Origin of the sequence: Rhizobacter sp. OV335 (assembly GCF_900142965.1) — a bacterium.
Classification (GTDB): Bacteria; Pseudomonadota; Gammaproteobacteria; order Burkholderiales; family Burkholderiaceae_C; genus Rhizobacter.
The window spans coordinates 62044-79665 of record NZ_FRCQ01000025.1; the positions used below are offsets into that span (position 1 = coordinate 62044).

20 protein-coding genes are annotated in these 17622 nt (G+C 70.3%); 14 read left to right on the top strand and 6 right to left on the bottom strand.

The window, feature by feature from the left end; translation table 11 throughout:
• Nucleotides 1-2 precede the first annotated feature (2 nt).
• From BUE42_RS23050 to BUE42_RS23100, 11 genes are read left to right on the top strand one after another with little or no spacing between them, the layout of a single operon-like run.
• Complete coding sequence (locus BUE42_RS23050) at nt 3-563, top strand: bifunctional adenosylcobinamide kinase/adenosylcobinamide-phosphate guanylyltransferase (RefSeq protein WP_369822989.1); 561 nt, start codon at nt 3-5, stop codon at nt 561-563.
• Nucleotides 560-1447 (top strand): ABC transporter substrate-binding protein, encoded by an 888-nt coding sequence (locus tag BUE42_RS23055; protein ID WP_369822991.1) that lies wholly within the window; start codon nt 560-562, stop codon nt 1445-1447. The genes BUE42_RS23050 and BUE42_RS23055 overlap by 4 nt, the downstream gene beginning before the upstream one ends.
• Nucleotides 1448-1493: 46 nt before the next feature.
• Nucleotides 1494-2456: a FecCD family ABC transporter permease gene (locus BUE42_RS23060; RefSeq protein WP_073467695.1), complete on the top strand. Its 963-nt coding sequence runs from the start codon at nt 1494-1496 to the stop codon at nt 2454-2456.
• A complete protein-coding gene (locus BUE42_RS23065) occupies nt 2453-3214 on the top strand; it encodes an ABC transporter ATP-binding protein (RefSeq protein WP_073467639.1) in 762 nt (253 codons plus the stop codon). The genes BUE42_RS23060 and BUE42_RS23065 overlap by 4 nt, the downstream gene beginning before the upstream one ends.
• Before the next feature lie 4 nt (nt 3215-3218).
• Nucleotides 3219-3788 (top strand): cob(I)yrinic acid a,c-diamide adenosyltransferase, encoded by a 570-nt coding sequence (cobO, locus tag BUE42_RS23070; RefSeq protein WP_073467640.1) that lies wholly within the window; start codon nt 3219-3221, stop codon nt 3786-3788.
• Nucleotides 3788-4678 carry an adenosylcobinamide-phosphate synthase CbiB gene (gene cbiB, locus BUE42_RS23075; protein ID WP_073467641.1) on the top strand — a complete coding sequence of 297 codons (891 nt, stop codon included), beginning with the start codon at nt 3788-3790 and terminating at the stop codon, nt 4676-4678. The genes cobO and cbiB overlap by 1 nt, the downstream gene beginning before the upstream one ends.
• A 1-nt stretch (nt 4679) precedes the next feature.
• Nucleotides 4680-5636 (top strand): aminotransferase class I/II-fold pyridoxal phosphate-dependent enzyme, encoded by a 957-nt coding sequence (locus tag BUE42_RS23080; RefSeq protein WP_073467642.1) that lies wholly within the window; start codon nt 4680-4682, stop codon nt 5634-5636.
• A complete protein-coding gene (locus tag BUE42_RS23085; RefSeq protein ID WP_073467643.1) occupies nt 5633-7090 on the top strand; it encodes a cobyric acid synthase in 1458 nt (485 codons plus the stop codon). Before BUE42_RS23080 ends, BUE42_RS23085 begins: the two co-directional genes overlap by 4 nt.
• Before the next feature lie 3 nt (nt 7091-7093).
• Nucleotides 7094-8137 carry a nicotinate-nucleotide--dimethylbenzimidazole phosphoribosyltransferase gene (gene cobT, locus BUE42_RS23090; RefSeq protein ID WP_073467644.1) on the top strand — a complete coding sequence of 348 codons (1044 nt, stop codon included), beginning with the start codon at nt 7094-7096 and terminating at the stop codon, nt 8135-8137.
• Nucleotides 8138-8140: 3 nt separating this feature from the next.
• Nucleotides 8141-8932 carry an adenosylcobinamide-GDP ribazoletransferase gene (gene cobS / locus BUE42_RS23095; protein WP_073467645.1) on the top strand — a complete coding sequence of 264 codons (792 nt, stop codon included), beginning with the start codon at nt 8141-8143 and terminating at the stop codon, nt 8930-8932.
• On the top strand, nt 8929-9471 hold the full coding sequence (locus tag BUE42_RS23100) for a histidine phosphatase family protein (RefSeq protein ID WP_073467646.1): 543 nt from the start codon (nt 8929-8931) through the stop codon (nt 9469-9471). Before cobS ends, BUE42_RS23100 begins: the two co-directional genes overlap by 4 nt.
• Here BUE42_RS23100 and nth read toward each other — a convergent pair.
• The 6 genes from nth to BUE42_RS23125 all read right to left on the bottom strand — a co-directional run bounded on the left by nth (nt 9435) and on the right by BUE42_RS23125 (nt 14039).
• A complete protein-coding gene (gene nth / locus BUE42_RS23105; protein WP_073467647.1) occupies nt 9435-10109 on the bottom strand; it encodes an endonuclease III in 675 nt (224 codons plus the stop codon). The two genes, BUE42_RS23100 and nth, sit on opposite strands and share 37 nt — an antisense overlap.
• Before the next feature lie 59 nt (nt 10110-10168).
• Nucleotides 10169-10306 (bottom strand): hypothetical protein, encoded by a 138-nt coding sequence (locus tag BUE42_RS33165; RefSeq protein WP_159445480.1) that lies wholly within the window; start codon nt 10304-10306, stop codon nt 10169-10171.
• A 42-nt stretch (nt 10307-10348) separates the two neighbouring features.
• Nucleotides 10349-10660, bottom strand: a complete 312-nt coding sequence (locus tag BUE42_RS32535; RefSeq protein ID WP_143171704.1) for a CsbD family protein — start codon at nt 10658-10660, stop codon at nt 10349-10351.
• A gap of 45 nt (nt 10661-10705) precedes the next feature.
• Nucleotides 10706-11347, bottom strand: coding sequence for an electron transport complex subunit RsxB (gene rsxB / locus BUE42_RS23115; RefSeq protein WP_073467648.1), 642 nt, complete (start codon nt 11345-11347; stop codon nt 10706-10708).
• Nucleotides 11348-11354: 7 nt separating this feature from the next.
• Nucleotides 11355-12650: a polyhydroxyalkanoate depolymerase gene (locus tag BUE42_RS23120; RefSeq protein ID WP_073467649.1), complete on the bottom strand. Its 1296-nt coding sequence runs from the start codon at nt 12648-12650 to the stop codon at nt 11355-11357.
• Between the two features lie 189 nt (nt 12651-12839).
• A complete protein-coding gene (locus BUE42_RS23125) occupies nt 12840-14039 on the bottom strand; it encodes an amino acid aminotransferase (protein WP_073467650.1) in 1200 nt (399 codons plus the stop codon).
• A 216-nt stretch (nt 14040-14255) separates the two neighbouring features.
• Here BUE42_RS23125 and uvrB point away from each other — a divergent pair, with 216 nt between their 5' ends.
• The 3 genes from uvrB to BUE42_RS23140 all read left to right on the top strand — a co-directional run bounded on the left by uvrB (nt 14256) and on the right by BUE42_RS23140 (nt 17575).
• Entirely contained in the window at nt 14256-16361 is a 2106-nt protein-coding gene (gene uvrB / locus BUE42_RS23130) for an excinuclease ABC subunit UvrB (RefSeq protein WP_304442396.1), read from the top strand.
• Complete coding sequence (locus BUE42_RS23135) at nt 16358-16855, top strand: low molecular weight protein-tyrosine-phosphatase (protein WP_073467651.1); 498 nt, start codon at nt 16358-16360, stop codon at nt 16853-16855. Before uvrB ends, BUE42_RS23135 begins: the two co-directional genes overlap by 4 nt.
• Before the next feature lie 183 nt (nt 16856-17038).
• Nucleotides 17039-17575 (top strand): Fe-S cluster assembly transcription factor, encoded by a 537-nt coding sequence (locus BUE42_RS23140; protein ID WP_056807984.1) that lies wholly within the window; start codon nt 17039-17041, stop codon nt 17573-17575.
• The last annotated feature ends 47 nt before the right edge of the window (nt 17576-17622 follow it).

Here is a 17622-nt window from a genome sequence, read left to right on the forward strand (position 1 = left end):
TCGTGAGCCATGAACTGATCCTCGGCGGCCAGCGCAGCGGCAAGTCGCGCTGCGCCGAGTCGCGTGCGATCGCGTGGCTCGCGGTGCCGGGGCACGAGGCCGCGCTGCTGGCCACCGCGCTGCCCGGCGATGGCGAGATGCGCGAACGCATCGCGCAGCACCGCCGGGATCGCGCCGAGCGCGTGCCGCGGATGCTGGTGCACGAGGTGCCGACCGACCTCGCGCTGGCCGTCGCCGAGCACGGCCGGCGGCAGTGCCTGCTGGTGATCGACTGCCTGACGCTGTGGACCACCAACTGGCTGATGCCGATGGACGGCGTGGCCCCCGCCCCCGAGAGCTGGCGGGCCGCGTCGCAGGCCCTGCTGCGTGCGCTCGATGCCGCGCCGGGACCGGTGGTGCTGGTGTCGAACGAGATCGGGCTCGGCCTGTCGCCGATGACGCGCGAGGCGCGACACTTCGTCGATGAACTGGGGCGCCTGCACCAGGCGGTCGCCGCGCACTGCGCGCGCGTGACGCTGATGGTGGCGGGCTTGGAGATGCCGGTGAAGTCGGAAGCACGATGACGATGAACGCATTCTTTGCGCGGGGTGCCGCGGCCTTGTTGTGGGCGCTGACGAGCCTGGGTGCGGTCGCCGCCCCCATCACGCTGACCGACGACCGCGGCCGCGCGTTGACCCTGCCCGCGCCGCCGCAGCGCGTGATCAGCCTGCTGCCGTCGCTGACCGAGAGCGTCTGCGCGCTCGGCGGCTGCGCGCGGCTGGTCGGCACCGACCGCTATTCCAATTCGCCGGCCGAGGTGCTGATGCTGCCCAAGCTGGGCGGCATCGACGATGCGCAGGTCGAGCGCATCGTCGCGCTGAAGCCCGACGTGGTGCTGGCGGCCACCTCGGCGCGCATCATCGAGCGGCTCGAACAGCTCGGCGTGCGCGTCGTCGTCGTCGAATCGAAGACGCATGCCGACGTGCAGCGCAGCCTCGCGACGATCGCGCAGCTGCTCGGCACGCCGGAGCGCGCCGCGCCGGTGTGGGCGCGCATCCAGCGCGAGATGACCGAGGCCGCGGCGCGCGTGCCGGCGCGGGTGCGCGGGCAGCGGGTGTACTTCGAGGTCGATGCGTCGCCGTACGCGGCCGGCAGCAGCTCGTTCATCGGCGAGACGCTGACGCGGCTCGGCCTCGGCAACATCGTCACGCCCGAGCTCGGGCCGTTCCCGAAGCTGAACCCGGAGTACGTGCTGAAGGCGCAGCCCGACATCCTGATCGGTGCTCAGCGCAACGTGAGCGAGATGCCGGCGCGCCCGGGCTGGCGCGCGCTGCGGGCGGTGCAGGGCGGGCGCGTCTGTGGCTTCGACCCGGTGAAGTACGAGGTGCTGATCCGCCCGGGGCCGCGCATGGGCGAGGCGGCCTTGCAGCTCGCAGGCTGCGTGGCCAATCTCCCGGAGCCGCGCTGACGTGAACGGACTTGCGCTCCGCCTGCGACGGCGCCTGGTCGTCGCGATGCTGGCGTCGACGCTGCTGCTGCTCGTCGCCGGGCTCGCGTCCGGCAGCGAGGGCTGGTCGCTGCCGTCGCTGTGGGGACCCGATGCGGCGCTGATCGTCGGCCAGATCCGCGCGCCGCGCACGCTGGGCGCGTGGCTGGTCGGCGCCTTGCTCGGGCTGGCCGGTGCGGTCGCGCAAGGGCTGTTCCGCAACCCACTGGCCGATCCCTACCTGCTGGGCGCCGCGTCGGGCGCGACGCTCGCGGTGGTGCTCGGGCTGGCCGCGCAGGCGCTGGCCGGGCACTACATCAGCCTGTCGGCCGCCGACCTGCTGTCGCGCGCCGGGCTGGTGCTGGGCGCCTTCCTCGGCGCGCTCGGCGGCGTGCTGTTGACGCTGCTGCTGTCGCGCGGCGCGCAGCACACGACGCGGCTGCTGCTGGCCGGCGTCGTGGTCGGCGTGGTGCTCGGTGCGGCCAGCGACCTCGTCACCACGGTCGCGCCGGATGCCTTGCGCGGCAAGCAGTGGTTCATGCTCGGCAGCACCTCGTTCCTCGGCTGGGACAGCGTGCTGCTGCTCGGCGCCGGCGCGCTGGTGTGCGTGCCGCTCGCGTGGCGGCTGGCGCGGGCGCTCGATGCGCTGACGCTGGGCACCGACAGCGCACTGAGCCTGGGGCTGGACCTGCCGAAGCTGCGCCTGGTGCTGGTGATCGTGCTGGCGCTGGCGACCGGGCTCGCGGTGGCGCAGTCGGGCCTGATCGCGTTCGTCGGGCTGGTCGCGCCGCACCTGGTGCGGCGCTTCGCGCCATCGGCGCAGGGTTACCTGCTGGTCGTCAGCGCGCTGGTGGGCGGCACGCTGCTGCTCGCGGCCGACGTGCTGGCGCGCCTGCTGATCGCGCCGCAGGAGCTGCCGGTCGGCGTGCTGACCGCGCTGCTCGGCGGCGGCTACCTGCTGTGGCTGCTGCACCGGCGGGGGATCGAATGAGCGCGTTGTCTTGCGAGCGTCTGCGGGTGTCATTGGGTGGCACGCCGGTGCTGAATGACGTGTCGCTCGCGCTGCAGCCGGGCTGGACGGTGATCGTCGGGCCGAACGGCGTCGGCAAGTCGACGCTGTTGCGCGTGCTGGCCGGCTTGCTGCAGCCGGCTGCCGGCAGCGTGACGCTGCAGGGCCGGGCGCTCGCTGACTGGCCGGCGCGTGAGCGCGCCCAGCGGCTCGCGTGGCTGGCACAGCAGGGCGAGGCGCGCGGCGAATTGACGGTGCGCGACGTGGTGCACCTCGGCCGATTGCCGCACCTGGGGCTGTTCACGCCGCCGGGGCCGGACGACGAGGCGATCGTCGATGCGGCGATGGCCGCGACCGAATGCGGTGCCTGGCAGCACCGGTCGCTGCACGGGCTGTCGGGCGGCGAGCGCCAGCGGGCGCTGATCGCGCGTGCCTTGGCGGTGCAGGCCGCGGTGCTGCTGCTCGACGAACCGACGACCCACCTCGACCCGCCGCACCAGGTCGCGCTGGTGCGGCTGTTCCAGCGCCTCGCGCGCACGCAGACGGTGGTCAGCGTGCTGCACGACCTGTCGCTCGCGCTGCAGGCGGACAGGCTGGTCGTGATGAAGCTGGGCCGCATCGAAGCCGAGGGCGCGCACGACGACCCCCACGTGCATGCCGCGCTCGAATCGGTGTTCGACCACGCGGTGCGCGTGCAGCGCGTCGGCACGCGATTCCTGACGATTCCGAACCTGGACTGAGCCCATGCAGATCGAAACCCCGCCGACCGAACGGCGCAGCGACAAGCCCGACGGCGAGCGCCGCGGGCTCGTCATCGTCCACACCGGCGACGGCAAGGGCAAGAGCACCGCGGCCTTCGGCCTCGCGCTGCGTGCGCACGGCCGCGGCAAGGCGGTGAAGATCTACCAGTTCATGAAGGTGCCGTCGGCCCGCTTCGGCGAGCACCGGGTGTTCGAGCAGCTCGGCGTGCCGATCGAAGGCCTGGGCGACGGCTTCAGCTGGAAGAGCCGTGACCTCGAGCATTCGGCGCAGCTCGCGAAGGACGGCTGGGCGCGCGCCGAGGCGACGATCCGCGCCGGCGAGCATTTCCTGGTCGTGCTCGACGAGGTGATGTACCCGTTGCGCTACGGCTGGCTGGCGCTCGACGCGGTGCTGGCCTGCCTGCGCGAGCGGCCGGCCCACGTGCACGTCGTGCTGACCGGGCGCGGCGCGCCGGCCGAGCTGGTCGAACTGGCCGACACCGTCACCGAGATGACGCTGGTCAAGCACCACTACAAGGCCGGCGTGCCGGCGCAGCGCGGCATCGAGGATTGATGTTCGGCGCCGCGCTGCTGCTCGCCTGGGCGTGGGACGCCTGCTTCGGCGAACCGCGCAATGCGCTGCACCCGGTGGCGTGGCTGGGGTGGGTGCTCGCGACGATCGGGCGGTGGCTGCGGCGCTGCACGCCGCGCCGGGCGTTCATCGGCGGGGCGCTGGCGTGGCTGCTGATTGCTGCCGGACTGGCGGTTGCGGCGACGTGGCTGGAGCGTGAACTCGCGGCCTGGCCGTGGTGGGCCGCGGTGCCGGCGCTCGCATTGCTGCTGAAGCCGACGTTCGCGTGGCGCATGTTGCGTGACGAGGTGGCGGCGATCGAGGCGGCGCTGGGCGGCGGGCTGGAGGCGGCCCGCCGGCGGCTGGCGCGTGTCGTGAGCCGCGACACGTCCGCGCTCGGTGCCGACGGGATCCGCGAGACCGCGATCGAGACGCTGGCCGAGAACCTGAGCGACTCGCTGGTCGCGCCGCTGTTCTGGTACGCGGTGGCCGGGTTGCCCGGGGCGGTGGTGTACCGGTTCGCGAACACCGCGGACGCGATGTGGGGCTACCGCGGCGAATGGGAGTGGGCCGGCAAGTGGGCGGCGCGGGCCGACGATGTGCTGTCGTGGCTGCCGGCGCGCATCACGGCCGTGTTGCTGCACCCGTCGCTGCGGATGGCGCAGTGGCGCATGCTGCGGGATGAGTCGCGGTTGACCCCGTCGCCGAACGGCGGCTGGCCGATGGGCGCGATGGCGCTGCGGCTGGGCGTGCGGCTCGGCAAGCCGGGGGTGTACACCTTGAATGCGCAGGCGAGGGCGCCGCAATCGGCGGACGTGGCGGTGGCATTGCGATGTGCCGCTGTGGGCGCGTGGACCGCGGTGGGCGTTGCGGCGCTCGCCAGGAGTTTTTGACATGGAATCCTCCGTCGCCCGGACGCATGGTGGCCCCGACGCGCACGGCATCCCCCGCCACGATTTCTCGACCAACGCGAACGCCTGCGGCCCCGCGCCGATCGACTGGCGCGACGCCGACCCGACGCGCTACCCGGATCCGTCGTACATCGCGTTGCGTCGCGCGCTGGCGGCGTACCACCACGTCACCGCCGACCGCGTCGTGATCGCCGCCAGCGCCAGCGAGTTCATCGCCCGCATCAGCACCGCCGTCGCGCTGACCCGGCCGAGCGCCGGCGTGTTCATCCCACGGCCCTGCTACGGCGACTACGCGGCGGCCGCGCTGGCCCGTGGCCTGCGCGAGGTCGAATGCGATGCCGCCACGCTCGTCTGGCACGCCTCGCCCGGCAGCCCGCTCGGGCGCTCGACGCCGCTTCCACTGACGCCCGGCGCTGTCCACATCGTCGACCGCGCCTACGCCCCGCTGAGGCTGCAAGGCGACGACCCCGCGCCGCCCGAGGCCGCGTGGCAGCTCTGGTCGCCGAACAAGGCGCTCGGCCTGACCGGCATCCGCGGCGCCTATGCGATCGCCCCGCCGCATGACGCGATCACCACCGCGCCGCTCGAAGTCCTCGCCCCGTCGTGGCCGCTCGGCGCGCATGCGGTGCTGATGCTGCAGGCCTGGACCTCGCCCGCCGTGCAGGCCTGGCTGCAGGCCTCGCTCGACACGCTGCGCGCCTGGAAGACCCGCCAGCTCGCGCTGTGCGCATCGCTCGGCTGGCAGTGCGAGCCCAGCGAGACGTCGTTCCACATCGCCCGCGCGCCCGGCCTCGTCGACCGGCTGCCGGCATTGCGCGAGCGCGGCATCAAGCTGCGCGACACCGCGTCGATGGGCCTGCCCGGCGCCGTGCGCCTCAGCGTGCAGCCGCCCGAGGCCCAGGATGCGCTGGCCCGTGCGTGGATGGAGACGAGCACGTGACCGCCCGCGCCGTGATGGTCCTCGGCACCACCAGCGGTGCCGGCAAGAGCTGGCTCGCGACCGCGCTGTGCCGCTGGTATGCGCGCCAGGGCCTGAAGGTCGCACCGTTCAAGGCGCAGAACATGAGCAACAACGCGCGCGTCGTGCCGGGCCTGGGCGGCCGCCTCGGCGAGATCGGCAGTGCGCAGTATTTCCAGGCCCTGGCCGCGCGCGCCGCGCCCGACGTGCGCATGAACCCGGTGCTGCTGAAGCCCGAGCGCGATACCGCGAGCCAGGTCGTGCTGATGGGCGCGGTGCGCGCCGACCTGGCCAACGTGCCGTGGCACGACCGCAGCGCGCTGCTGTGGCCGCATGCGCTCGATGCGCTGCGCTCGCTGCAGGCCGGGCACGACGTGATCGTCATCGAAGGCGCCGGCTCGCCGGCCGAGATCAACCTGCGCCACAGCGACTACGTGAACATGCGCACCGCGCTCGCGGCCGACGCCGCCTGCCTGCTGGTCAGCGACATCGACCGCGGCGGCGCCTTCGCCCATCTGTACGGCACGCACCAGCTGCTCGCGCCCGACGAGCAGCGGCTGCTGCGCGGCTTCGTGCTGAACCGCTTCCGCGGCGATGCACGGCTGCTCGAGCCCGGCCCGTCGCAGCTGCAGCAGCTGACCGGCGTGCCGACGCTCGCGGTGCTGCCGATGTGGCGCGGCCACGGCCTGCCGGAAGAAGACGGCGTGTTCGACGACACCCCGAGCGGCGATGCCGACGGCCTGCGCATCAGCGTGCTTGCGCCGCCGCGCATCAGCAACCTCGACGAGTTCCAGCCGCTGCGCCACCTGCCCGGCGTGCGGATGCGCTGGGCGCGCACGCCGGCCGCGCTGGCCGATGCCGACTGGATCGTGCTGCCCGGCTCGAAGCACACCAGCAGCGACCTGGCCTGGCTGCGCGAGCAAGGCCTGGCCGACGCGGTGTGCCGCCATGCCGCCGCCGGCCGACCGGTGCTCGGGCTGTGCGGGGGCCTGCAGATGCTCGGTGAATCGCTGGCCGATCCGTTCGGCATCGATGGCGACGCGGTCGGCCTCGGCCTGCTGCCGCTGGCCACGCGCTTCGAGCGCGACAAGCGGCTGCGTACCGTCGACGCGCGCTTCGAGACGCTGGACGGGCCCTGGGCCGCGCTGTCGCAGGCCGCGTTGCGCGGCTACGAGATCCGCCACGGCCGCACGCAGGCGACCGCGCCGCTGGCGGTCGCGCTGCGCAATGCCGACGGCGAGCCGATCGGCTGGCAGCGCGGCAACGTGCTCGGCCTCTACGCGCATGGCGTGTTCGAATGCGACGAGGTGCTGCGCGCGCTGTTCGGCCAGCGCGCGCGCACGCTCGACGACGTGTTCGACGGCCTCGCCGATTTCGCCGACGCGCACTTCGCGCCCGGCGCGTTGATGCAACTCCTCCAACCCCCGCGGGACTGACCCATGCGCTTTGAACTGCCCACCATCGCACCAATCCACGACGCCGCGCTCGCGCAGCGGCTGCAGCAGCGGCTCGACCGCAAGACCAAGCCGCAGGGCTCGCTCGGCCGCCTCGAATCGCTCGCGCTGCAGCTCGGGCTGATCCAGCGCAGCGAGGCGCCGCGCCTCGACCAGCCGCAGATGCTGGTGTTCGCCGGCGACCACGGCCTCGCAGCGCGCGGCGTCTCGGCGTTTCCGAGCGACGTCACCTGGCAGATGGTCGAGAACTTCCTGGCCGGCGGCGCGGCCGTCAGTGTGCTCGCGCGCCAGCACGGTCTCGCGCTGACGGTGGTCGATGCCGGCGTCGCGCACGACTTCGCGCCACGCGCCGGGTTGATCGACCGCAAGATCGCGCGCGGCACGGCCGATGCACTGACCGGACCGGCGATGAGCGAGGCCCAATGCCAGCAGGCGCTGGCGGCCGGCATGGCGGTCGTTCATGAACTCCCGGGCAATGCGGTGCTGCTGGGCGAGATGGGCATCGGCAACAGCTCCAGCGCGGCCTTGCTGTTGGCACGGCTGAGTGGCCAGCCGATCGACGCCTGCGTCGGCCGCGGCACCGGGCTCGACGATGCCGGCCTCGCGCGCAAGCGCACGGTGCTCGCGCAGGTGCTCGAACGCCACGCCGGCGCGACGCAGCCGCTGCAGGCGCTCTCTGCGTTCGGCGGCTTCGAGATCGCGATGCTGGCCGGCGCAGCGCTGCAGGCGGCGGCCGAGCGGCGGGTCGTCGTCGTCGACGGCTTCATCGCGAGCGCCGCGGTGCTGGTGGCGACGCGGCTGGTGCCGGCGCTGGCCGGCTACTGCGTGCTCGCGCACCGTTCGGCCGAGCCGGGCCATGTGCTGATGGTGCGCGAGCTGGGCGGAGAGCCTTTGCTCGATCTGGGACTGCGCCTCGGCGAAGGCTCGGGTGCCGCGCTCGCATGGCCGCTGCTGGAGAGCGCGGTGCGCGTGCTGGCCGAGATGGCGAGCTTCGAATCGGCCGGTGTCTCCGACCGCAGCGAGACCTGACCCATGCTGAAGGCCGTGCTGCACGAACTGCGGTTGATCGCGATCGCGCTGCAGTTCTTCACGCGCGTGCCGATGCCGGCGCGCATCGGCTTCGAGCCCGAGTGGCTGAACGCGAGCGCGCGGCATTTCCCGCTGGTCGGTTTTCTGATCGGCAGCGTCGCGGCGCTCGCGCTGGTGATCGGCAGCCAGGCGCTCGGCACCGCGATCGGCGTGTGGCTGTCGATCGCGGCGACCGTCTGGCTGACCGGTGCCTTCCACGAAGACGGGCTGGCCGACACCTGCGATGCGCTCGGCGGTGCGGTGAGCCGCGAGCGGGCGCTGGAGATCATGAAGGACTCGCGCATCGGCAGCTACGGCGCGGTCGCGCTGGTGCTGGTGCTCGGGCTGAAGGCGGCCACGCTGTCGGCGCTGCCGATGGCGCTGGCGGTGCCGGCGCTGCTGCTCGCGCACACCGCGTCGCGCGCGGCGGCGGTGGTGCTGATCCGCCTGCTGCCGTATGCCGGCGAGGTGTCGCAGGCCAAGGCGAAGCCGCTCGCGCAGAAGGTGTCGGCGCTCGGCGTCGGCATCGCGCTCGGCTGGGTCGCGCTGCTGGCGGTGGCGCTGGTCGCGCTGCGCTGGGGCTGGTGGCCCTATGTCGCATTCGCGCTGACCGGGGTCGTGCTGGGCACCGTCGTCTGCGGCCGCTGGTTTCGCCGCCGCCTCGGCGGCATCACCGGCGACACGCTCGGGGCCACGCAGCAGATCACCGAGCTGCTCGCGCTGCTGGGCTGGGTGGTCGCGCTGCGCTGGGCATGAATCGCATCGATGCGTGGCGCCATCCGCGGCCCGATGGCGTGGCCGGGCGCTGCATCGGCCGCACCGACGTGCCGGTCGACCGGCGCCGCAGCAAGCGCCTCGCGCATCGCATCCGCCGCGCGGCGCGGCGCGAAGGCTGGCCGCGGATCGTGTGGACCTCGCCGCTGCGGCGCTGCGCCGACGTCGGCCGCTGGCTCGCGCGCTGGGGCTGGGCGCACCGCATCGACCGCCGGCTGTGCGAGCTGGATTTCGGCGACTGGGACGGGCGGCCGTGGGACGAGATCGGCGCGGCGCCGGTCGACGCCTGGTGCGACGACTTCCTGCACGGGGCGCCAGGTGGCGGCGAGACGGTCGCGCAGCTGCTGGCGCGTTGCCGCGCGCTGCTCGATGAATTGCCGCCGCACGCCTGCATCGTCGCGCATGCCGGCTGGCTGAATGCCATGCGTTGCGTGCGCGGCGGCATCACGCCCGCCCGCGCGGCCGACTGGCCGGCGGCGTCGGCCTACTGCGCGCGGGTGTCCTCGCCGGTGCGGGTGTAGATCGGGTGCGGCCCGCCGGGGCGCGAATCGCAGTACGGCGCCACGCCGCATTCGAAGCACAGCGGCTTGCGCGCCTGGCACACATAGCGGCCGTGCAGGATCAGCCAGTGGTGCGCATCGACGAGGTAGCCCTCGGGCACGCGCTCCAGCAGGCCCATTTCGACCTCCAACGGGTTCTTGCCCGGCGCCAGCCCGGTGCGGTTGCTGACGCGGAAGATGTGCGTGTCGACCGCCATCGTCGGCTCGCCGAAGGCGACGTTCAGCACCACGTTCGCGGTCTTGCGGCCGACGCCCGGCAGGGCCTCCAGCGCCTCGCGCGTGCGCGGCACCTCGCCACCGTGCTCCTCGATCAGGATGCGGCAGGTCTCGAACAGGTTCTTCGCCTTGTTGCGGTACAGGCCGATGGTCTTGATGTGCTGCGTGATGCCGTCGAGCCCGAGCGCCCGCATCTTCTGCGGCGTCGGCGCGAGCGCGAACAGCTTGCGCGTCGCCTTGTTGACGCCGACATCGGTGGCCTGCGCCGACAGCAGCACCGCGGCCAGCAGCTCGAAGACGTTGGTGTATTCGAGCTCGGTGTTCGGCTGCGGGTTGGCGGCCTGGAGCGTCGCGAAGAAGGGCTGGATCTGGTCGGCGTTCATCGCCGGGGATTGTCTCAGCCCCGCGATACCTCACCCCGGCGTGGCGACGCCCCTGGCGTTCAGGGTGGCGCGCTGGCCGCCGGAGGTGGTTCGGCGGTCGGTTTCGGCGTGCCGGAACCCAGCTTGTCGCAGGCGGTGAGCGACAGGGTGGCGCCCATGCTGAGCATCAGCAGAATCGCCAACAGCAGTCGATGCATGTCGGTACTCCTTTGTCGACGTGCGCGAATCAGTAGCGCGAATCAGTAACGAGATTGCAGCTCGCGGATCTGTTCGCGGGCTTCATCTTCGTAGGCGCCGTGCTTGCGCTGCAGCTTGCCGGCATGGCGTTCGCGTTGACCTTGTTCCACATCGTTCTGGTTGCCGGTGACGCGGCCCCAGTTCTCACGGGCCTGGCCCTTGAATTCCTTCCAGCGGCCCCGGATCCGATCGTGATGCATTGCAGCTCCTTGCACGGTGGTGTCGGACGACCGTGATCGGCGATCCGTGGCGCAAGCGTAGGCGGGCAGGCTCGCCGCCGTCGTCGGTTCCGGCCCGGGGTCCGGATAGGACACGGCTGATTCAGTTGTAGGAATCGGCTGACAAACCGCTGACTGGCGTCAGCCGGGCTTGCGCTGGCGGGCGCGGGCGAGCGCGGCTTCGATGACGCTGCTCTTGACGCTCACCTCGCTCACCACGGTTCCGGCCGCCGTCGGCGGGGCGCTGCGGGCCGCCATGCGGGCCAGGCGCTCCTGTTCATCGCGCGCCAGCCGTTCGCGGTGGAACGCGAAGCGCTCGCGCGCCTCGTCGGCCTGCGCCGGGCTCCAGGCGTCCCAGCCGGTGCGGCCCTCGCTCGCGTCGACCAGCGAGATGCAGTCGACCGGGCAGACCGGGATGCAGAGTTCGCAGCCGGTGCACAGCGGATCGATCACCGTGTGCATCGACTTCGGCCCGCCGACGATGCTGTCGACCGGGCAGGCCTTCAGGCACAGCGTGCAGCCGATGCACCAGGCCTCGTCGATCACCGCGAGGCGGCGCGGTCCTTCGCTGCCGTTCAGCGGGTTCAGCGGCAGCGCCGGCAGGCCGGTCAGGTGGGCCAGACGCGCGATGCCTTCGGCACCGCCGGGCGGGCATTGGTTGATCGCCACCTCGCCGTCGGCGATGGCTTCGGCATAGCGGCGGCAGTCGGGGTAGCCGCAGCGCGTGCACTGCGTCTGCGGCAGGGCGGCGTCGAGGGCGTCGGCGAGCGTAGCCCGGTCCACGGCGCCGTCAGGCCGCCTTGCGCGCGGCGGCCTTGCGGGCCGTCGGCTTGGCGAGCTTGACCGCCTGCTGGTGCGACGCGATGAAGTCGCGCACCTGCGGGTAGACCTTCTCGCGCCAGCGGCGACCCGAGAAGATGCCGTAGTGGCCGGCGCCTTCGACGTCGTAGTGGAACTGGCGCGACTTCGGGATGCCGGTGCACAGCTCGTGCGCCGCCTTGGTCTGGCCGGCGCCGGAGATGTCGTCCAGCTCGCCTTCGATCGTCAGCAGCGCGCTGGTCGTGATGTCCTGCGGGCGCACCAGCTCACCGTCGACCTCCCAGGTGCCGTTCACCAGCGCGAAGTCCTGGAACACCGTCTTGATGGTGTCGAGGTAGTACTCGGCCGGCATGTCGAGCACCGCGTTGTACTCGTCGTAGAAGGTGCGGTGGAAATCGGCGTTCTCGTCGTCGCCGCGCATCAGGTCCATGAAGTAGTCGTAGTGCGACTTCAGGTGGCGGTCCGGGTTCATCGCGATGAAGCCGCTGTGCTGCAGGAAGCCCGGGTACACGCGGCGGCCGGCGCCGGGGTAGTTGACCGGCACGCGGTAGATGACGTTGTTCTCGAACCAGTCGTAGCTCTTGTTCATCGCCAGGTTGTTGACGGCCGTCGGGCTCTTGCGGGCGTCGATCGGGCCGCCCATCATCGTCATCGTGCGCGGCGTCGGCTCGCCGCGGCTGGCCATCAGCGAGATCGCGGCCAGCACCGGCACCGTCGGCTGGCACACCGAGATCACGTTGGCCTCGGGGCCGACGTGGCGGATGAACTCCTGCACGTAGGCGACATAGTCGTCCAGGTGGAAGGCGCCGGCGGCCTGGTCGACCATGCGGGCATCGGTCCAGTCGGTGATGAAGACCTTGTGGTCGCGCAGCAGGGCGGTCACGGTGTCGCGCAGCAGCGTCGAATGGTGGCCCGACAGCGGCGCCACGACCAGCACGGTCGGCTGGTCCTTCATCAGGGTCAGCACCGGGGAATCGTCGGTGAAGCGCTTGAAGCGCAGCAGCCGGCAGAAGGGTTTCTCGAGCGCCACCTGCTCCTGCACCGCAACATCAACCGTGCCGACGCGCACCGACGTGATGTTGAACTGAGGCTTCTCGTATTCCTTCGACAGCCGGTGCACCAAGTCCAGCCCGGCCGACACGCGCTGTGCCATCGGCGTGTGCGTGAACGGCGACAGCGGGTGGCTGTACAGCTTCGAGGAGGCGCTGGCGAATTCAGAGAACGGGCTCAACAACGCGCGCTGGGCTTCATACCACTGGTACAACATACGGATTTTCCTTTGCGACCGCTTCGCGCAATCGCTTTCACACAAGTTGTGCGTTGCAGCATTCTAGGCAGGCGATGTGGATCGTGCCTGGGGACTGCTTTGGTGCAAACCCGGAAAAGAAGCGAAAAGGCCGCCCAAAATGGTGCGGCCTTCGTTCTGACTGTCACTTGCGTGACAGAAGATGTTGCTTCAGCTGACCTTGGCGATCGCGGCGACGACGGCGTCGATGTTCTTGCTGTTCAGTGCCGCGACGCAGATCCGGCCCGAATCGACGCCATAAATGCCGAATTCGCTGCGCAGCCGCTGCATCTGGTCCTTGTTCAGGCCCGAATAGCTGAACATGCCCTTCTGCTGCGTGATGAAGCTCATGTCCTGCTTGATCCCGGCGGCCTGCAGCTTCTGCAGCAACGCGGTACGCATTTGCTTGATGCGCACGCGCATGCCGGCCAGTTCTTCTTCCCACATCGCGCGCAGCGCCGGCGTCGTCAGCACGGTGGCGACGACCTGGGCGCCGTGCGTCGGCGGGTTGGAGTAGTTGGTGCGGATCACGATCTTCAGCTGGCTCAGCACGCGGGTCGCGTCATCCTTGGAGCTGCACAGCACGCTCAGCGCGCCGACGCGCTCGCCGTACAGCGAGAAGCTCTTCGAGAACGAGGTCGCGACGAAGAAGTCGATGCCGGCGGCGACGAACTGCGCGATCACCGCGCCGTCTTCGGCGATGCCTTCACCGAAGCCCTGGTAGGCCATGTCGAGGAAGGCCACCAAGCCGCGCGCCTTGACGGCCTCGATCACCTTCAGCCAGTCGGCGGGCGTGATGTCGTAGCCGGTCGGGTTGTGGCAGCAGGCGTGCAGCACGACGACCGTGCCCGCCGGCGCGGCGTTCAGCGCGGCCAGCATGCCGTCGACGTTGACGCCGCGCCTGGCCGCGTCGTAGTAAGGGTAGCTTTCGACGACGAAGCCGGCGTTGGTGAACAGCGCGCGGTGGTTCTCCCAGCTCGGGTCGCTGATCAGCACCTTGGCGCCGGGGTTCACCCGCTTCAGGAAATCGGCACCGATCTTCAGCCCGCCGGTGCCGCCCAGGCCCTGGACGGTGGCGACGCGGCCGGCGGCGACTTCAGCGCTGTCAGCGCCGAACACCAGGCCTTGCACGGCCTTGTCGTAGGCGGCGATGCCGTCGATCGGCAGGTAGCCGCGCGGCTTCGGCGACTCCTGCATCTGGCGCTCGGCCTCGGCCACGCACTTCAGCAGCGGGAGTTTGCCGTTGTCGTCGTAGTAGACCCCGACGCCCAGGTTCACCTTGGCGGGGTTCGGGTCGGCGTTGAACTGCTCGTTCAGGCCGAGGATGGGGTCGCGGGGTGCCATTTCGACAGCGGCGAACAGCGAGGTCATGGACAGTCCTTGTCAGTAGAGCGGATGCGGGATTTGGGCTAGGCTTCTCGATTGCCCGGTGCATTCACAGCACGTCAGCGGTACAGGAAAAACCCGAGGATTTTAATCGCCATGGCTGACCTGCCACAAAATTCGGCACCAAAACCGGCACTCCGAGCTGCACCAAAGTCGACACCGAAGCTGGCACCGAAAGCGCCGCAACGCGGCCCCGACATCGTGCTCGCCGACACGCCGGTGAGCGAGCCGGTCGAAGGCGAGTTCGTCAGCTTCCCCGACTCGCCGTTCCAGCTGTTCCAGCCGTATCCTCCGGCCGGCGACCAGCCGACCGCGATCGCCGCGCTGGCCGAGGGCATCGAAGACGGGCTGAGCTACCAGACGCTGCTCGGCGTCACCGGCTCCGGCAAGACCTTCACGATGGCCAACGTGATCGCCCGCATGGGCCGCCCGGCCATCGTGTTCGCGCCCAACAAGACGCTGGCGGCGCAGCTCTACAGCGAGTTCCGCGAGTTCTTCCCGAAGAACGCGGTCGAGTACTTCGTCAGCTACTACGACTACTACCAGCCCGAGGCCTACGTGCCGCAGCGCGACCTGTTCATCGAGAAGGACAGCTCGATCAACGAGCACATCGAGCAGATGCGGCTGTCGGCCACCAAGAGCCTGCTGGAGCGGCGCGACGTGGTGATTGTCGCCACCGTCAGCGCGATCTACGGCATCGGCAACCCGAGCGACTACCACCGCATGGTGATGACGCTGCGCGCCGGCGACAAGATGGGCCAGCGCGACGTGATCGCGCAGCTGATCCGCATGCAGTACCAGCGCAACGAGATGGACTTCAGCCGCGGCACCTTCCGCGTGCGCGGCGACACGATCGACGTGTTCCCGGCCGAGCATTCCGAGCTGGCGATCCGCATCGAGCTGTTCGACGACGAGGTCGAGACGCTGCAGCTGTTCGACCCGCTGACCGGGCGCATCCGCCAGAAGATCCCGCGCTTCACCGTCTACCCGTCCAGCCACTACGTGACGCCGCGCGATCGCGTGGTCGCGGCCATCGACACCATCAAGGCCGAGCTGCGCACGCGCCTCGACGAGCTGGTGACGGGCGGCAAGCTGGTCGAGGCGCAGCGCCTGGAGCAGCGCACCCGCTTCGACCTGGAGATGCTGCAGGAGATCGGCCACTGCAAGGGCATCGAGAACTACACGCGGCACCTGTCGGGCGCGGCACCGGGCGATCCGCCGTCGACGCTGGTCGACTACCTGCCGGCCGATGCGCTGATGTTCCTCGACGAATCGCACGTGATGATCGGCCAGCTGGGCGGCATGTACAACGGCGACCGCGCGCGCAAGACCACGCTGGTCGAGTACGGCTTCCGGCTGCCGTCGGCGCTCGACAACCGGCCGCTCAAGTTCGAGGAGTTCGAGAAGAAGATGCGGCAGGTGGTGTTCGTCTCGGCGACGCCGGCCGACTTCGAGAAGCGCAACGCCGGCCAGGTGGTCGAGCAGGTGGTGCGGCCGACCGGCCTGGTCGACCCGCTGGTCGAGGTGCGGCCGGCCACGCACCAGGTCGACGACGTGCTGCAGGAGATCCGCGACCGCGTCGAGATCCATGAGCGCGTGCTGATCACCACGCTGACCAAGCGCATGGCCGAGCAGCTCACCGATTACCTGAGCGACAACGGCGTCAAGGTGCGCTACCTGCACAGCGACATCGACACGGTGGAGCGCGTCGAGATCCTGCGCGACCTGCGGCTCGGCACCTTCGACGTGCTGGTCGGCATCAACCTGCTGCGCGAGGGGCTGGACATTCCCGAGGTGTCGCTGGTGGCGATCCTCGATGCCGACAAGGAAGGTTTCCTGCGCGCCGAGCGCTCGCTGATCCAGACCATCGGCCGCGCGGCGCGCAACATCAACGGCAAGGCGATCCTGTATGCCGACAAGATGACCGAGTCGATGCGCCGCGCGATCGACGAGACCGAGCGGCGCCGCGCGAAGCAGATCCAGCACAACCTGGAGCAGGGCATCACGCCGCGCAGCGTGAAGAAGCAGATCCGCGAACTGATCGACGGCGTCTACAGCGAGAAGAGCGCGAAGGACGACCTGAAGAACGCGGCCGAGACCGCCGAGGTCGAGGCGATGAGCGAGAAGGACCTCGGCAGGCGCATCAAGCAGCTCGAGAAGCAGATGCTCGAGCACGCCCGCAACCTCGAGTTCGAGAAGGCCGCCCGGGTGCGCGACCAGCTCGCCCACCTGCGCGAGCAGGCCTTCGGCGCGCCCGGCACCGACAACGTGGTGCTGCTGCCGGCGGCAGACGCCCGCAAGGCATGACGACGCAACCGCGGCCGCCGGTGCGGGTGCTGATGGTCTGCCTCGGCAACATCTGCCGCTCGCCGACCGCCGAGGCGGTGCTGCGCCACAAGCTGCGCGCGGCCGGGCTGGGCGAGGCGGTCGCGGTCGATTCGGCCGGCACGCATTCGTGGCACGGCGGCGAGCCGCCGGACCCGCGCTCCGTCAGGCATGCGGCGCGCCGCGGCTACGACCTGGCGAATTTGCGGGCGCGGGTCGTGACGGCGGCTGATTTCGAGCGATTCGACCTCATCTTGGCAATGGACTGGGACAACCTCGCCGAGCTGGAAGAGCGCTGCCCGCCGCAGCACCGCGCCAAACTGGGGCGGCTGACGCAGCACGGCGTGCGCTTCTCGAGCCCGGCCGTGCCGGACCCGTACCAAGGCGGGCCGGACGGCTTCGACCACGTGCTCGACCTGGTCGAGGACGCGTGCGACGGACTTGTCCAGCATCTGTCCTCGTCAAGGATCGAATAACCCCACGGAACTTTCAGCCCCAATGCCGACCAAAAAACTAGGTTTCATCTATACTTGAGTAATCCTCTCGGGATCATTCCGAGGGTTACCCCGGGGAAGGCAAGCGGGGACTCGACAAGCGTGAAATCGCCCTCATCTGCTTCGTTGACACAGTTGGCCGCCCATCGGCTTCAGGAGAATTTCATGCGTCTGACCACCAAAGGCCGTTTTGCAGTGACCGCGATGATCGACCTGGCTCTGCGTGAGCTTTCGGGTCCGGTTGCGCTCGCAGCGATCAGCGCCCGTCAGCAGATTTCGCTGTCCTACCTCGAGCAGTTGTTCGGCAAACTGCGCCGCCATGGGCTCGTCGAGAGCACCCGCGGCCCCGGCGGCGGTTATTCGCTGGGTCGCAAGTCCGAGGAAATCACCGTCGCCGACATCATCGTCGCCGTCGACGAACCGATCGACGCCACCGGCTGCGGCGGCAAGGAAAATTGCATGGGCGAGGACTCCGGCCGGTGCATGACGCACGACCTGTGGGCCAGTCTGAATTCCAAGATGATCGAGTATCTCGATTCGATCTCGCTGCGCAAGCTGGTCGATGAGCAGCTCGCCAAGGGCATCTCGATCGAGGAGCAACCGGTCAAGCGCGCGATCTCGACGCAGCCGGTCGTCAAGCCGATCAAGATCACCGCGCCGAATTCGGTCTTCGCACTCGGCGGCGCTGCCTTCTCGAAGTAACTGCTTCCAACCTTCGCTTGTTCACCGCTTCTTTGTAGCTGAATTCC

What these genes read in the sequence shown, in the direction of transcription:
- BUE42_RS23055 (WP_369822991.1), top strand. Translation starts at nt 560, where the DNA reads ATGACGATGAACGCATTCTTTGCGCGGGGTGCCGCGGCCTTGTTGTGG.
- BUE42_RS23060 (WP_073467695.1), top strand. Translation starts at nt 1,494, where the DNA reads ATGCTGGCGTCGACGCTGCTGCTGCTCGTCGCCGGGCTCGCGTCCGGC.
- BUE42_RS23065 (WP_073467639.1), top strand. Translation starts at nt 2,453, where the DNA reads ATGAGCGCGTTGTCTTGCGAGCGTCTGCGGGTGTCATTGGGTGGCACG.
- cobO (WP_073467640.1), top strand. Translation starts at nt 3,219, where the DNA reads ATGCAGATCGAAACCCCGCCGACCGAACGGCGCAGCGACAAGCCCGAC.
- cbiB (WP_073467641.1), top strand. Translation starts at nt 3,788, where the DNA reads ATGTTCGGCGCCGCGCTGCTGCTCGCCTGGGCGTGGGACGCCTGCTTC.
- BUE42_RS23080 (WP_073467642.1), top strand. Translation starts at nt 4,680, where the DNA reads ATGGAATCCTCCGTCGCCCGGACGCATGGTGGCCCCGACGCGCACGGC.
- cobT (WP_073467644.1), top strand. Translation starts at nt 7,094, where the DNA reads ATGCGCTTTGAACTGCCCACCATCGCACCAATCCACGACGCCGCGCTC.
- cobS (WP_073467645.1), top strand. Translation starts at nt 8,141, where the DNA reads ATGCTGAAGGCCGTGCTGCACGAACTGCGGTTGATCGCGATCGCGCTG.
- BUE42_RS23100 (WP_073467646.1), top strand. Translation starts at nt 8,929, where the DNA reads ATGAATCGCATCGATGCGTGGCGCCATCCGCGGCCCGATGGCGTGGCC.
- nth (WP_073467647.1), bottom strand. Translation starts at nt 10,109, where the DNA reads ATGAACGCCGACCAGATCCAGCCCTTCTTCGCGACGCTCCAGGCCGCC.
- BUE42_RS33165 (WP_159445480.1), bottom strand. Translation starts at nt 10,306, where the DNA reads ATGCATCGACTGCTGTTGGCGATTCTGCTGATGCTCAGCATGGGCGCC.
- BUE42_RS23120 (WP_073467649.1), bottom strand. Translation starts at nt 12,650, where the DNA reads ATGTTGTACCAGTGGTATGAAGCCCAGCGCGCGTTGTTGAGCCCGTTC.
- BUE42_RS23125 (WP_073467650.1), bottom strand. Translation starts at nt 14,039, where the DNA reads ATGACCTCGCTGTTCGCCGCTGTCGAAATGGCACCCCGCGACCCCATC.
- BUE42_RS23135 (WP_073467651.1), top strand. Translation starts at nt 16,358, where the DNA reads ATGACGACGCAACCGCGGCCGCCGGTGCGGGTGCTGATGGTCTGCCTC.
- BUE42_RS23140 (WP_056807984.1), top strand. Translation starts at nt 17,039, where the DNA reads ATGCGTCTGACCACCAAAGGCCGTTTTGCAGTGACCGCGATGATCGAC.